Below are 14,168 nucleotides of genomic sequence, written 5' to 3'. Positions count from 1 at the left end.
CCGGGACAAAATATTCCCTACCATCAAAGGACGAGTTCCAGCCAGTTGACCAACTCAAGAATGGCGAAACGGCTGACTTTATGATCACGCCCGACCTCTCTCAAGAAACGGATATTCTCCGGATTCTTATATTGGCTGATCGCATCATTATAGAAATCATAGGAGTGCTCAAATGGAACAACAGGATCGGCATCTCCGTGCCAGAAAAAGAGCGGCCGGCTGTATAGCTTATCCTTCTGCAGGGATAAATCGATGCCTGCAAGCGAATGATAGAGCTCATCTAACTCCTCTTGTTTCAGAGGCAGCTCGTATCCGTTGTTTTTTACATCTTCAATAAGCTTCTGAGCGAATTCGACCGGTTTGGGTGAACCCATCATGACCGCAGCCGCCTGAATCCAGGGGTACATCGTCAAAGCAGCGCTCGTAGTGATTCCCCCCATCGATGTTCCGCCGATACCAATTCTGCGGTTTTCGAGCAGTTCCATGCGATCGAGTTCATCTTTCATATCCTGAAGCTCTTTCAAGTTTTGATACACGATCTCCCAAAATTTGAGGCTGAGCTCTTCTTTGGACAAATCCTCCTCGCGTTCGCCATGATACGCGCTGTCCGGGAGGATGACGCGGTACCCCTTCTGCGCAAGCAGATAGGCTTGCGGGAGGTTATGTTCTTTCGCTGAGGTGAAGCCGTGGAAATAAATGAATACCGGGAGCGCCTCGTTCTCTTTGGAAGAGTCGACGACTGTCAGTACTGGTATATCTTTCAATGTGTTCCGATAAACTCCGATCATTGCCATGGTTCCTTTCTGAAAATCTTTACCTGTGCTTTAGGCGCGATTAATAAATTTCCTATATAATACACATCGTAACACTGCTGTCATCAATTTGGAAGTCATAGGCAGCGTTCACAGAAATTCTTTACAACCTGCCTGAGAACCCGCTACACTATACATACAAATGAGGTGAAGCTAATGAAACAGCATTTGATTGCGTTGGATCTAGACGGAACATTATTGACCGATGATAAAGTCATCAGTGGCAAAACAAAAGAAACCGTGCTTCAGGCCATGGACCAAGGCCATATCGTCGTAATTGCGACAGGAAGGCCGCACCGGGCAAGTATCGATTTCTATCACGAACTTGGTCTGGATACTCCAATGGTGAACTTCAATGGTGCGTTCATCCACCACCCTAAGGACCATAAATGGGATGCGCTGCATTCTCCGCTCGGCATAAGAACGGCGCATAAAATCATTCATACCTGTCAGGAACTCGGTGTAAAGAATATTCTTGCGGAAGTGAAGGATGACGTTTACCTCGACAGGCACGACGAAGAAATTCTGCGGATTTTTCAAACAGATATTAAGCCGACCGTTGGAAGGCTGCAGCATCACTTGAAAGATGACCCTACTTCCATTCTTATCCACCCGGAAGAAGAGAAAATCAAACGTCTGAGACAGGAACTGGATCAGCATGCAGAATTGATCGATCACCGGAAATGGGGCGCGCCGTGGCACGTTATCGAAATTGTCCGGGCCGGTATGAACAAAGCGGTCGGTCTTGATAAAATTGCGCGCTACTTCCATATCCCGAAAGAACGGGTGATCGCTTTCGGTGATGAGGACAACGATTTTGAAATGATCGATTATGCGGGGATAGGCGTCGCCATGGGGAACGCCATCGATGAGCTGAAAAGCATGGCTGATCACGTCACCGCTACGAATGAACAAGACGGCATCGGAACGTTTCTTAATGACTATCTTCAAATAAACAAACGGGCGATCTAGGTACATTTTTCCTCGTGTAAAAAACCGCCCTGCCGCCATACTAAGCTTGAACGTGAAAGCGTTCAGGCTTTTTTATGACAGGAGGGTCTTGTCATGGAGCAGCAAAAGAATGACAATCGCAACGAGAAACGCGGGTCGGAAGTGCCATCCTTCGATGAACGTAAATTGGAAGCGGAAAAGCTGACAGATGCGGATCGAAAACAGATGGAAGCCGATCAGCACACCGTAGGAGGGTTTTAACGATGGAAAGAAACCTTTTTGAAAATGCGCGCGAAGCGGTCAACCGTTTCACTCAGCGTCGTGATACGAACGGCGCCAGCCAAGAGGATATGAAAGCCGCTAAAGATGCTATCCAGTCTGCATATAGCCAATGTTCTCAAGAAGAGAAACAACAGCTACAGCAATTGGAGCAGCAAATCGAAGCGCATAACAACAGCTTGCGATAACAAGGAAAGGCCGGACTATTTCCGGCCTTTTTTTATTGCGGGTACGTTTATTTTTCATGTAAGCGGGTACAGTACATTACCCCCTAATGATTTTCTAAAACAAAGCAGCGCCTGATACTTATACATATCAGGCGCTGCTTTGTTTTATTCAAGTGCGGAAGCGGCTGAAGGACATCTTCAACGTGATGGCATACAAAGCATGACCGATAAGCCACTGTGTAATGGCCGCCCCATCAGTCAGACCCGGCGTCTCTTTCACAGCAAGGATCGTGAGTGGAACATAAGTAAATGCAGCAAACAGTGTCAGTCCGACGGCAAGCAGCCATCGATTCCGATTGGTTTTACGCAGGCGATACATCAATAAGTACGCATAGATGATTCCGATTGCCCACGATATGAGGATATGGAAAAACCACTCCATAAAGACAGGCCAATCGATATCACCTAGGACAGGGATGAAGTCTACATTCATAAGCAGCGTGTACACTCTCATTCCTGTCACCTGCTCTACAAACCACAGGTACAGACCCAGCACAATTCCTGATGTCGTTCCGATAAAGAGCCCCCAACGAATCATACGCTTCCCCCACATCTTAATAGGCTTCCTGTTTCCTCAATTCCCGCAGCAGATTTTCTAAAACCTGTTTAAGTTCCCGGTAATCGCCGTCGAGCATTCGGAAGTACAGCGCTCTTAAGAAGTGTTTGCTGTTATTGATGATGATATCCTCATCGGGATCTTTCCAGCTTTCCCGCTCATAAAGGAGTGATTCCAGCCATTCCACTCTTTCCGCATGACTGATTTTCCGGAACATCATCAATACCGCCGTCACCATCCGTTCTTCCTCATCAAACAGATACGGTTTGTCGATCATGAATTTATCGCGGATGATCGGAAGCATATCGAGAATGTCTTCCCTTGTAATTTCTTCACACGCTGCCGTACTGTATACCGCATCCGCTGCATGAGCCATCGCATGAGCCCAACCTTTGTCTTTGACGCAGGCACGGGTATCTTTCTCCTGGGGAACATATTTCTTCAGGCTGTCCCAAACCCGCCGGATATCTTCTTCTTTCAGGAACGGATCTTCCCGGTGCTTGTCCATGATCGGTGGAATCAGAAGCACGGAATAGCTGCGCTTGAACACGGCGTCTTCTTCATTTTTGGACATCGCTATCCGGTAAAACAAATAATTTTTATTTAAAATCGATTGGAGAATATTCTTTAATTGTTCGTTGGTGTAATGGTTTCTGGCAATAAAGGATGTAAAAACCGGACGAATAAGATCCTCCCTGAGAACAGGATGGACAGATCCGATTTTTTGTAGCATCATAGTCGTGAGCTCTTGTAAATTCTGGCCGTCCTGCAATGTATAATCATTGTCTTTGATCGGCTGCAAGACATCGATTAATCTCGTTTCCATAACACACCTCCTGAAAAGTGATATCATTGTATCACAGATGCGGCCGGTTCTGAATTGAAGTGTTTTACTATTTAGGTGGGCGCGATTTTTTGGTAAGATAAGAGCAGAGTGAAGAAGGAGGATACGATGATGGCTATACAAGTACAAGAAACACCTAATCCAAATGCTCGTAAATTCACGGTGGAAAAGCTTATTTTCCAAGGAGACGGCAGCGTTTCCGTTATGCCGGGACAAACGAGTGAACATACAATCATGAACGATTTGATGGAGCTCGACGGCGTCGACAACGTCTTTGGTTTCCAAAATTTCATCACGGTCAATAAACTTCCCCAAGCCGACTGGGACGAGTTGAATCCAAAAGTGAAAAGCACGCTCGAAGAACACGGATATTGATTTCAAAAAAACCACCATACCCTCGTATGGTGGTTTTTTTTCTATTAGAATCGATCCAGTGGAATGTAGTTCAAGTTCTCAGGCAGACCGTCCCCATTTTCCGTAAACATAGTGAGGGTGATCGTGCCGAAGTCCGGAAGTTTGTCCTCTGGAATGGTGACACTTATTTCAAAAGGTGTCCAGGAAGACGACGCCCCTACCTGTTTTTCAGAAGGCTCCACCTGCACATTATGTCCATCTTCCACGGTATAAATGAAGGTACCGTTGGAAACATTGGCTTCCCCTTTAACCACATAGGATCCATTGTCCCCTGACACGGTAAGAGACCGGAACGTTTCCCCATCTCCGCTGTAACTGTCCTCGACGGGCGGAGCTGCTTCCTCTGTCTCTTCCGAAGGCGTCTCTTCCTCTGTCGACGCCTGATCCTGATCCGATTCTTTCTTATCCGGCTGCACCGTGAATTCCTGCGTCACTTGGAACGGGTTCGCCTCGAGGGATTGGTCATTGATGGTATGTACAAGGATTGTCATCGTAACCTCATACTTCCCGGGCTGTTCGATCCCTTTCCATGTATCCTCAGCCTGATACGTGCCTCCGCCGGCAAGTTCTTCCGTCGTCAGCGCCTGTGTGAACATTTGACCATCGGAATACTTGTACACCGTTTCTCCTGATACATTCTTCACTTCCACTTCGTATTTCTGACCGGAAGTAAAGCCCAAAATCACTGGATCTTCTCCTGTATTTTTAAGCGAGAATTCGAAGGTTGCTGCGTCGCCGGATGCATTTACTGCCGCATCCATTTCAATCTGATCGAGCAATGTCTCCATATCAATCTCCGCCTCCATATCCGGTGAAGCTGATGCTTCCGTCTCTTCTTTTTCTTCTCCGTCTGCTTCTTCCTGGCCTGAATCATTTGTACAGGCAGCCACCAACAACAACAAGAGGGCCCCTAACAAAATGGCAAGAAATTTTTTCATTTCGCCACTCCCTATCTATTCTATTCAATGAATAAGACGTCCTCCGGCTGGAAAACGTTACATCATTTATCATCTTTTCGGAAGAAACCGAAGATACCTGTCGTTTGAACGATGTTGGTAAACGCCTGCGGGTCCACTTCCTGAATAATATGCTGCAAATCATACAGCTCGTATCTCGTAATAACCATAACAAGCATATTCTTGTCCTGTTGGGTGAAGGCTCCTTTGGCAGGCAGCGTGGTAATTCCACGAACCATGCTTTTATGGATTTCCTTCTCCAGGGCAGCAGCCTTTGTCGTGATGATCATGGCCGTCAACTTCTCGTGACGCGTATGGATCGCATCAATGACCCTTGTCGTTACGTAAAGAGTTAATAATGTATAAAGCGCGTTTTCCGGTTCATATAAAATACCGGCTACCGCAATAATTACACTGTTAATGATAAGAAAATAAATACCGATCGGGCGGTCCTTCATACGGGACAGCACCATGGCGATGATGTCCAGGCCTCCGGTGGAAGCACCCCATTTCAACGTGATCCCGACACCGGCTCCACCGATAACACCGCCGAACACGGCGTTCAGTATAATATCTCCGGAAAGCTGCTGCACGGGGATGACTTCGAGGAACAACGTCGTGAACGCAACAGAAATGGCGCTGTAGACGGTGAACCCTTTCCCTACCTTATACCAACCCAATATGGCGACAGGGATGTTGAGCACTAACAGGACAAGTCCCGTACTCACACCAGGAATGCCCAGAAAATCACTGGAAATACTCGTCAAGAGCTGGGAAACCCCCGTAAATCCGCTTGCATAAACATTTGCCTCTATTAAGAATAAGTTAAGGGACAACGCATTTAATAACGATCCCAGTAAAACAATTAATATTCTTCTAATTTCTACAACAAACAATCGTAAACCTCCTTGCTTTCCTGAATTCATCTATTCATTTTTATCACCGACAATTCGTAAAATCAAGTCAAACTTTGGAGAACTTTGCAAAGTTTTCGCAAACATGGTTTTTGGAGGAATTTGTTTTGACTATAAAGCGCGACTATGCCTAAACTGATAGTACTATAATAATATAGAAGGTGACGTTTATGACTGTACAAATAGTATGTGATTCGGCTGCCGATCTGGACTTGGAAACGACAGACCGTTTATCGATCCACTCCCTGCCTCTGAAGGTTATTATGAACGGCGAGGAATATGAGGACAGAACGTCGATCGAACCAAAAGAAGTTTATGACCGGATGCGCGCGGGGGAATCATTGAAGACAGCGCAGGTATCCCCGCAGGCTTTCCGTGATGCTTTCACCAGCTATGCGGCAGAAGGACAACCATTCATTTATTTCGCTTTCTCATCGGAACTGTCCGGTACCTATCAGACTGCCAAAATGGTCGAACAGGAAGTAAAAGAAGAGTACCCGGAAGCTGTCTTTGATGTCGTAGACACGAAAGCAGCCTCACTCGGCTACGGTCTTGTCATAATGAGAGTGGCCGAACTGGCAAGCGACGGTGCTTCTTATGAAGAAATCCTTAAGACAGGGACATATCACGCCGAGCATATGGAACACATCTTCACGGTTGATGATCTGGAATACCTCCAGCGAGGGGGCCGGGTAAGCCGGACTGCGGCCTTTGTCGGCAGTCTTTTAAAAATCAAGCCGCTCCTCCACATGGAGGATGGGAAGCTGATTCCGCTTGAGAAAATCCGCGGCTCGAAGAAAGTTCTGAAACGAATGCTGGAAGTTATGGATGAACGCGGCGTGGATTTGAGCGGCCAGCGGATCGCCATCAGCCACGGGGACGACGTGGAGCGCGCAGAACAGCTTGCTGCTATGATCAAGGAACAGTTCGGTGCCGAAACCATCCATATCGGCTATGTCGGAGCCACGATCGGTGCTCATGCCGGACCTGGAACCATCGCGTTATTTTTCCTGAATGATCGTTATCAATAAACATTCCCTATAAGCGGAGCCTTTAGTCCATGTAACCGGCCCCTGCAGGAAAACAACAGCCGGAAATCAAGTAATATCACTTGGTTTCCGGCTGTTCTCTTGTACTCCCGATATCCAATCGACCTTTGAGCTGATTGATACCCAATTGGGCGATATGATTGTTCGTTTCCAACTTCTCACAGGTCAATTGATCTATGAAAAAGACAGAGGATGGATTGGCGCGTCCCCCGGAATTCAAAGCAGCCATTTCCTTTTCCATATCCTCCACACGCTTCATCAATCGATCGATTTCCTGCTCATAAGTGGAAAGGATCTTCGTCAAGTATTCATCTAATGCATTCAGAATATGTTCCGTCTGCACGCCGTTATGATTGATACCCCTGCTGCTTCCCATTCCTGTTTTTGGAGTATGTATAGTTTGTTTAGATTGGGCTGCTTCCAGTTTGGAGATCCTTTTGTTCAAAGCTTCTAATGACAGACTCCCATTATTCATAAAAAGGGATACACCTCCTCTCCAACTATCCTTTCTAAGCGATCATTCGATGGTGATATTTCTATGGGTGTCGGGACTTCTTGGATAATTCAACATCATAAGCCCGTTTATGAAAGTGGCCTTGACCTGTTTATTGTCGATGGTATCCGGTAGTGGGATCGTTTTCTCAAAAGGCCCTAAGGCGCGTTCCTGCTGCACCGGTACGGCCCCTTCAATCGGCAGGTTCACCTGCCCTTTAATGCTCAAATTCGATCCGCTCCCGGATAACTGGATATCTTCTTTCCTAACCCCCGGCATTTCTACAAAGATTATGACATGAGTGTCTGTCATAAAAACATCCGCTGCCGGATAAGAAGACGGGGAGGAGCCCCCTCTATTCTGTATATTTACAAGATCTTCTGCCTGATCCAAGTTGGCCTTCTCGAATATGTGTCCCCAGAATGTGCTGGTCTGGTATTGCTGTGCGACATCCAGCCATTCCTTTAAACGATCCATTTCCACTTGCGCCCTCCCCCTTTCTCATCTCTACAGTTGATTGGTCAAAGGCAGAGACGGGTTGGCATTCTGATCTTGGTCACTTACATCCGGGTCTATGATAGCGTTCGCGTTGCAGGAACTCGTTACCGAACAATCTCCAAGGGAGAAGTTTGCACCATACAGCTTCGTATTCGCCGTGTGGCTGTTATGGACGACCGCTCCGATATCGATATTACCGTTCTGTGTCACACCATTTGTCTTTATATTAAACACACTGATTAAAAAGGGCATTTCCTCGCATCCTTTCCTCGTTATCCTTGAGCTGAATTGGTATTGGTCGGGTTTGCAACTTCCCCCATATCGTTCATATCCGGGTCTATAAAGACGTTCTCCATTCCGGATGAAGTCGGGGAGACATCCCCATATGAAGAGTTCTGTCCTTGGGATTTAGTATTGGCCGTTGGAGAATTATGAAAGGCATCACCAATGTTAAAGGAACCGTTACTGGCTATACTGTTGATCTTAATGTTGAAAATGTTAATGAATGACGGCATCGCTATCTCCTCCTGTTCCCTCCGTTACTATCACTATATGCAGCTTTGGGCTATGCGTGTAAAAGAAGACGGAATGACGGAAGTGACTTCCTAAATGAAAAACCGTGGAGTACTCACTCCACGGTTTGATCCTTCCTATTTTTAATACTTATCATCGTGACACTGAGTACGAAGATAAGCAGTACTCCTCCGACAAATCCGATGAAAAGCCAATTGTAGCCTTTATCTGCTTCCACCACAAATACGTCCGCCGTCTCCCTCTCCATGCCGATTCGGTAGACGCCGTCCCGCTGTTCCCGGATAATGCCGTCCTCCAGCAGACCGCTCAGCTGCAGACCGCCTTCCAAGTGATCCAGCTCCATCGTCTTCGTAGCTTCTGCATTATTGATGGCTATGATCAGCCGCTCTCCTTCATAGGACCTTTCGTAAACAAGCAGCCCCTCTTCGTTATACAGCTCATGAACGCTCCCCTTCGTCAGTGCAGGGAATTCCTCCCTCATGGAATGGAGCTTTTCAATCCGCTGACTGAGGGCTTCCTCTCCTGCTTTAAAATTCATCATGGGTATTTCAGACGGATCCCCGCCATCATCCAAAGGGATCTCGGAACCGTAATAAAAGCGCGGCGTGCCAGGAATCGTATAGAGGTACGTCCAGGCAAGCTGGAGCCGGGTAACCGGATTCTGTCCCTCTTCCACCGCTTCATGCGTAAAACGTGACCCGAGGAAGTCATCCAGTTCCCAAATCTGTTCTCCCTCTCCAAGCGCCAGCGGCTCAAGCGATGCTCCCGCCGCTTGGAAAACATCTCGGAGCGTTTGCTGTTCTTCCTTCTCTTCATCGTAAGTTTCTGAGAATACCAGGAGGTCATTTTGAGGAGCAGCTCCCCCGGAAGTAATCAAGCGAAAACCGTCAACATCGGTTTCTTCTTCCCATTTCTTCCATACCTCGCTATAATAATCTGCTACCTCCGGATTGGAAGTATCAAGCTTCGGGAGTCCGTCGAACCAGGAGTCGCCTTCCAGCGTTTCCTCCAGAAACCAGCTGGATTTACGTTGGTCTTCGAGCCACGGGTGAGCGTTACCTACAAAACCGTACGGCATGTCAAAGATGACCTTCATTCCTTTTTCATGGGCTTCTGCAACCAGCTTTCGCGCGTCTTCCATCGTACCGAAGTGCTCTTCCACCGTCTCATAGTCCGTTACTCCGAAGCCATGAAACCCGTCCGATTCGCTAGACATGATCGGAGATAGCTGAATAGTCGTAAAGCCTAGTTCTTTTATGTAGTCCAACTGGTCTCTTACCCCGGACAAGTCTCCCCCGTGATAGGCGGAAGGGTCCTCCAGGTCCAACTCCCCGTCATTCGCTGTCGATCCGTTCATGAAACGGTCCACCACGATATAATAGATACTTTCCTGCTGCCACTTCTCTTCTGCCTGTACTGTTAAAGCGCTGCCAAAAAACAGCGGGATCAGTAGAAAAGCGATGATCATCCTTTTCATCCGGACGCCTCCTTCCTCTTTTTAGGTTAGCGGTCGCAGTCGTAAAGGTCAATTTATTCTGACAATCTTTTCAAAAAACAAAAAAGCCGCTTGAGACAGCGGCTTACAGTTGAACCTTGTAGGTCCGGAGCCAATGATCGATTTGACATAAGTGCGCGATCAGCTGAGGACCGGTCATCAATTGCCCGAACCACGGTGTATCAATGGATTTCCCTTCCGACTCCTTCAATTTACGTACTTCTTCCCTGTCGAATATGTTGAAGAGAGGAGCACCCTGGTCACTCAGGACATCGTCCATCCATCGGCATACTGCTTTCGTGTAATCCGGGTGGAAGGTCTTCGGATACGGATTCTTCTTCCGGAACAAAACCTCATCCGGGAGAATACCTCTCAGCGCTTCACGCAGCAATCCTTTCTCCTGATTCTTATAAAACTTCATGCTCCATGGTACATTCCAAACGTATTCCACCAAGCGGTGATCGCTGAACGGAACCCGTACTTCAAGACTCGCCCCCATACTCATCCGGTCTTTCCGTTCAAGCAGCGTCTGCATGAACCAATTCATATTTAAATAGGACATCTCTCTATGTTTGCGGGCACCTTCCGATTCGCCTGCAAGAACCGGCGTTTCCGCAACGGTTTCCTTATATCGTTTGAGCATATACCATTCAATATCAATATCACCTTTAAGATCGCTGCGAACGAGAGAGACGCGTTCATCCAGTGACCGGATCCACGGAAAACCGTTCCGCTCTTTATCTTCTTTCCGATAGAACCAAGGATAACCGCCAAAGATTTCATCCGCACATTCCCCAGACAGCGCCACCGTCACATGGTTCTTAATTTCCTCACAAAACCAAAGGAGAGAAGAATCGACATCGGCCATCCCAGGTAAATCTCTCAACTCAACGGCCCGTTTCAAGCGCCCCACCAAATCCTCTGTTTTCGCTTCCATTACAAGGTGATCGGTGCCGTGCCTGTCACGGACCATATTGATGAAGGCTTCATCCCGGTCCGGCTGAAAAGCGTTCTTCTTGAAGAATTTATCCTGGTCTTTATAATCAATCGAGAATGTCTGCAAAGCCCCGCGCCGTTCCTGCTTGTATTGTTCTGCTGCCACCGCTGTAATGGCGCTGGAGTCAACCCCGCCGGACAGGAAGGTTCCAAGCTTCACGTCTGAGATGAGCTGACGTTTGGACGCATCCATGAATAATTCCCGCACCCGCTCTACCGTCTGTTCGAACGTGTCTTCATGCGGTTCACTTTTCACGTTCCAATACCGACTGGTCGTGAATCTGCCTTTTTCCCATACGGCACTATGACCGGGGCGGATTTCCTGAATCTCTGTAAATATCCCTTCCCCAGGTGTACGGGACGGTCCAAGGGATAGAATTTCATGTAGGCCGTTTCGATCGACCGTCGGGCGGACGTCGGGATGCGCAAGAATGGCCTTCATTTCCGAAGCGAACAAAACGCCGTTACCTCTGTCACTATAGAACAACGGTTTAACACCGAGACGGTCGCGCGCGAGAAAAAGCCGCTGTCTTTGCCGCTCCCACACACTGAAAGCAAAAATGCCGTTCAAACGATCGACACAATCAGGTCCCCACTCCATGTAACTGACGAGAACGACCTCCGTATCCGAATGGGATGAAAAACTCCACCCGCACGCTTTCAGTTCCCCCCGGACGTCCTCGGTATTATAAAGCTCTCCATTATAGCAGAGAACGAACTCTTCGCCCCTTGCCTTCCGGATCATCGGCTGTTTTCCACCTTGAGGATCGACGACGATCAAACGCTGGTGTCCGAAGGCAGCCGGACCCTCTATCCATTTCTGATAATCATCCGGTCCACGGTGCTCCAGTGTTTTCGCCATATCTTCCAATATCGCTGTTTTACCATCGGTTTTATGTGCTAGATCCACCCATCCGACAATGCCGCACATCTGATCCACCATCCTTTTCATAACATGCGTTCCATATAAAAAAGCATCACAACTCATTCTATGAACACGTCTTACCTGTTATGCGGAAGGCAGCCTGCTCTGCCGGCAGAAATAAACGTCATAAAACTATTGACAACACAATTGAGAATGATTATCATTATAAGTATCAAGTGATCCCGTTATCCCCCAAGTAACGGAGAACATCAGACAAATAGTTTTGCCCCCTTTTTATAAAAAATAAAACGCTGCCTGCAAATAAGCAGGCAGCGTTATTTTTTTATGCCGGCAGAATTCCCATCGGCAAATAGCCGAATCCGAGAATGATTGCCAGAATGACCGCAAGGACAAGCTGTCCCCACCAGATGCCGGCAGGTTTGCCCTTCGTCGTCTTCACACACGCCATTTCCATCGCCGTAATTGCCCATAAACCTGCAAGTACTTTAATGATAACGAGCGCCCCGTAAACGGAGTAGCTGGCGAACAGCGATCCACCGGAATATAGAATGAGCAGGTAATCCAACCGAAGGATCATATGGGAGATCTTCGCCGCTTTCGCTTTTCCGCTCTTCGTGAATGAAACAACAAGGATGATCAGCACGAGTGCGAGTACCCATGAAGTGATATGTAAGTGAGCCATGTTCTTCTCCTCCTTTGCATAAGTATCTATTGCTATGATACCACGATTGTTTCGATATATCCTATCAAAAAGTGTTCCTTTCCCAATTACACTCCCCTCCATTTCGTGCATCCCGCACCCTTTCACAGGACTATTTGACGAAACCTTTCCAATAGTAAGAAAACAGAAAGGAAACCTGTTATAATGATGGAAGATTCAAATGAATTTGGAGGGATAGCATGTCTGTAATCAGTAGTCGTCACATTATTGATCAAACCCAGGAATACGGAGCGAAGAATTATCACCCGCTTCCGATTGTCATCGCAAGAGCCGAAGGCGTATGGGTGGAAGATCCTGAAGGAAATCGTTACATGGATATGTTAAGCGCTTACTCAGCCGTGAACCAGGGACACCGTCACCCGAAAATCATCCAGGCCTTGAATGACCAGGCCGGACGTGTGACGCTCACTTCACGTGCTTTTCATAATGATCAGCTCGGGCCGTGGTACGAGAAGATCTGCAAATTGACGAACAAAGAGATGGCCCTGCCGATGAACACAGGTGCAGAAGCGGTGGAAACAGCGATTAAAGCGGCACGCCGATGGGCTTACGAAGTGAAGAACGTACCCGATAACAAGGCGGAGATTATCGCTTGTACCGGTAACTTCCACGGCCGGACGATGAGCGCCGTTTCTCTCTCATCTGAAGAAGAATACAAGCGTGGTTTCGGTCCGATGCTTCCTGGAATCAAACTGATTCCTTACGGAGATGCGGAAGCTTTAAAAGAAGCGATCACCGAAAATACCGCTGCCTTCCTCTTTGAACCGATTCAAGGGGAAGCCGGTATCGTCATTCCTCCGGAAGGATTCCTAAAAGAAGCGTACGACATCTGCCAAGAAGCGAACGTCCTTTACATTGCCGATGAAATCCAGGCAGGTCTTGGACGGAGCGGCAAGACGTTCGCCTGCGACTGGGAGGATGTCACACCGGATATGCTGATTCTCGGTAAAGCACTTGGTGGAGGAGTCTTCCCGATTTCCTGCGTTGTCGCTGACAAAGATGTCCTCGGTGTATTCAACCCAGGCTCGCACGGTTCGACATTCGGAGGGAACCCACTCGCTTGTGCGGTGTCTGTCGCTTCTCTGGAAGTATTGGAAGAAGAGAAACTCGCAGATCGTTCCCTGGAACTCGGCACCTATATGATGAAGGAATTGAAATCAATCGCTAATCCGAAGATCAAAGAAGTTCGCGGAAAAGGGTTATTCATCGGAGTTGAACTGACTGAGCCGGCCCGAAAGTATTGTGAACAGTTGAAAGAAAAAGGGCTGCTTTGCAAAGAAACACATGAGAACGTCATCCGCTTCGCCCCTCCGCTCATTATCGACAAAAAAGATCTGGACTGGGCGATTGAACAGATCAAATCCGTCTTATCCTGATAAAAAAGAGACAGCTCTGATACAGAGCTGTCTCTTTTCATTGTCAAGAACCGTTAAGGCAAGGAATACGATCCATAAGTTAAAGAAACGATTACAGGTGAGACCCAGGAAGAGCCCGGCGATCAGGAATCTTCCTGTCCATCCCCTGCAAAGCACCCCTCTTCTCT

The 14,168-nt window shown here is 47.6% G+C and carries 18 protein-coding genes; 6 read left to right on the top strand and 12 right to left on the bottom strand.

Going from position 1 to position 14,168, the window contains the following annotated elements:
• Window positions 1–23: 23 nt before the first annotated feature.
• Entirely contained in the window at window positions 24–788 is a 765-nt protein-coding gene (locus M662_RS05790; RefSeq protein WP_026578359.1) for an alpha/beta fold hydrolase, read from the bottom strand.
• Between the two features lie 180 nt (window positions 789–968).
• Here M662_RS05790 and M662_RS05785 point away from each other — a divergent pair, with 180 nt between their 5' ends.
• The 3 genes from M662_RS05785 to M662_RS05780 all read left to right on the top strand — a co-directional run bounded on the left by M662_RS05785 (window position 969) and on the right by M662_RS05780 (window position 2,230).
• Window positions 969–1,784, top strand: a complete 816-nt coding sequence (locus M662_RS05785) for a Cof-type HAD-IIB family hydrolase (protein WP_008638784.1) — start codon at window positions 969–971, stop codon at window positions 1,782–1,784.
• A gap of 93 nt (window positions 1,785–1,877) precedes the next feature.
• A complete protein-coding gene (locus M662_RS19455; protein WP_008638785.1) occupies window positions 1,878–2,024 on the top strand; it encodes a hypothetical protein in 147 nt (48 codons plus the stop codon).
• Between the two features lie 2 nt (window positions 2,025–2,026).
• Entirely contained in the window at window positions 2,027–2,230 is a 204-nt protein-coding gene (locus tag M662_RS05780) for a DUF3813 domain-containing protein (RefSeq protein WP_026578358.1), read from the top strand.
• 148 nt (window positions 2,231–2,378) lie between these two features.
• Here the strand turns inward: M662_RS05780 and M662_RS05775 are convergent, their stop codons facing one another.
• Both M662_RS05775 and M662_RS05770 read right to left on the bottom strand, forming a co-directional pair.
• Window positions 2,379–2,807 (bottom strand): hypothetical protein, encoded by a 429-nt coding sequence (locus M662_RS05775; protein WP_035388518.1) that lies wholly within the window; start codon window positions 2,805–2,807, stop codon window positions 2,379–2,381.
• 16 nt (window positions 2,808–2,823) lie between these two features.
• Complete coding sequence (locus M662_RS05770) at window positions 2,824–3,651, bottom strand: DUF2785 domain-containing protein (protein WP_008638791.1); 828 nt, start codon at window positions 3,649–3,651, stop codon at window positions 2,824–2,826.
• 129 nt (window positions 3,652–3,780) lie between these two features.
• Between M662_RS05770 and M662_RS05765 the strand changes: the two genes are divergently transcribed.
• Window positions 3,781–4,044, top strand: coding sequence for a NifU N-terminal domain-containing protein (locus M662_RS05765; RefSeq protein ID WP_008638793.1), 264 nt, complete (start codon window positions 3,781–3,783; stop codon window positions 4,042–4,044).
• Between the two features lie 44 nt (window positions 4,045–4,088).
• On the opposite strand, the gene M662_RS05760 is transcribed toward M662_RS05765, so the two are convergent.
• The gene (locus tag M662_RS05760; protein WP_051348948.1) at window positions 4,089–5,021 is read right to left on the bottom strand and encodes a BsuPI-related putative proteinase inhibitor; all 933 of its coding nucleotides are present in this window, start codon (window positions 5,019–5,021) and stop codon (window positions 4,089–4,091) included.
• A gap of 62 nt (window positions 5,022–5,083) precedes the next feature.
• A complete protein-coding gene (locus M662_RS05755; protein ID WP_008638797.1) occupies window positions 5,084–5,935 on the bottom strand; it encodes a YitT family protein in 852 nt (283 codons plus the stop codon).
• 188 nt (window positions 5,936–6,123) lie between these two features.
• Between M662_RS05755 and M662_RS05750 the strand changes: the two genes are divergently transcribed.
• On the top strand, window positions 6,124–6,984 hold the full coding sequence (locus tag M662_RS05750) for a DegV family protein (protein WP_026578357.1): 861 nt from the start codon (window positions 6,124–6,126) through the stop codon (window positions 6,982–6,984).
• Between the two features lie 76 nt (window positions 6,985–7,060).
• On the opposite strand, the gene M662_RS05745 is transcribed toward M662_RS05750, so the two are convergent.
• From M662_RS05745 to M662_RS05715, 7 genes are all read right to left on the bottom strand, one after another.
• The gene (locus M662_RS05745) at window positions 7,061–7,477 is read right to left on the bottom strand and encodes a hypothetical protein (RefSeq protein WP_026578356.1); all 417 of its coding nucleotides are present in this window, start codon (window positions 7,475–7,477) and stop codon (window positions 7,061–7,063) included.
• A gap of 42 nt (window positions 7,478–7,519) precedes the next feature.
• The gene (locus M662_RS05740; RefSeq protein ID WP_236096556.1) at window positions 7,520–7,972 is read right to left on the bottom strand and encodes an Hsp20/alpha crystallin family protein; all 453 of its coding nucleotides are present in this window, start codon (window positions 7,970–7,972) and stop codon (window positions 7,520–7,522) included.
• Window positions 7,973–8,002: 30 nt separating this feature from the next.
• The gene (locus tag M662_RS05735) at window positions 8,003–8,245 is read right to left on the bottom strand and encodes a spore germination protein (protein ID WP_026578354.1); all 243 of its coding nucleotides are present in this window, start codon (window positions 8,243–8,245) and stop codon (window positions 8,003–8,005) included.
• A 20-nt stretch (window positions 8,246–8,265) separates the two neighbouring features.
• Entirely contained in the window at window positions 8,266–8,508 is a 243-nt protein-coding gene (locus M662_RS05730; RefSeq protein ID WP_026578353.1) for a spore germination protein, read from the bottom strand.
• Between the two features lie 113 nt (window positions 8,509–8,621).
• Window positions 8,622–10,004: an alpha-amylase family glycosyl hydrolase gene (locus M662_RS05725; protein WP_026578352.1), complete on the bottom strand. Its 1,383-nt coding sequence runs from the start codon at window positions 10,002–10,004 to the stop codon at window positions 8,622–8,624.
• 103 nt (window positions 10,005–10,107) lie between these two features.
• Window positions 10,108–11,949 carry an asparagine synthase (glutamine-hydrolyzing) gene (asnB, locus tag M662_RS05720; RefSeq protein WP_026578351.1) on the bottom strand — a complete coding sequence of 614 codons (1,842 nt, stop codon included), beginning with the start codon at window positions 11,947–11,949 and terminating at the stop codon, window positions 10,108–10,110.
• Window positions 11,950–12,226: 277 nt separating this feature from the next.
• Window positions 12,227–12,586, bottom strand: coding sequence for a YisL family protein (locus tag M662_RS05715; RefSeq protein ID WP_008638804.1), 360 nt, complete (start codon window positions 12,584–12,586; stop codon window positions 12,227–12,229).
• Between the two features lie 218 nt (window positions 12,587–12,804).
• Between M662_RS05715 and M662_RS05710 the strand changes: the two genes are divergently transcribed.
• Window positions 12,805–14,001, top strand: coding sequence for an ornithine--oxo-acid transaminase (locus M662_RS05710; protein WP_008638805.1), 1,197 nt, complete (start codon window positions 12,805–12,807; stop codon window positions 13,999–14,001).
• Window positions 14,002–14,168: the final 167 nt, after the last annotated feature.

Source organism: Bacillus sp. SB49, assembly GCF_000469135.2.
Lineage (GTDB): Bacteria > Bacillota > Bacilli > Bacillales > Halobacillaceae > Halobacillus.
The sequence above is the reverse complement of the archived record's forward strand: the minus strand, read 5'-3'. Positions and strand labels throughout refer to the sequence as shown.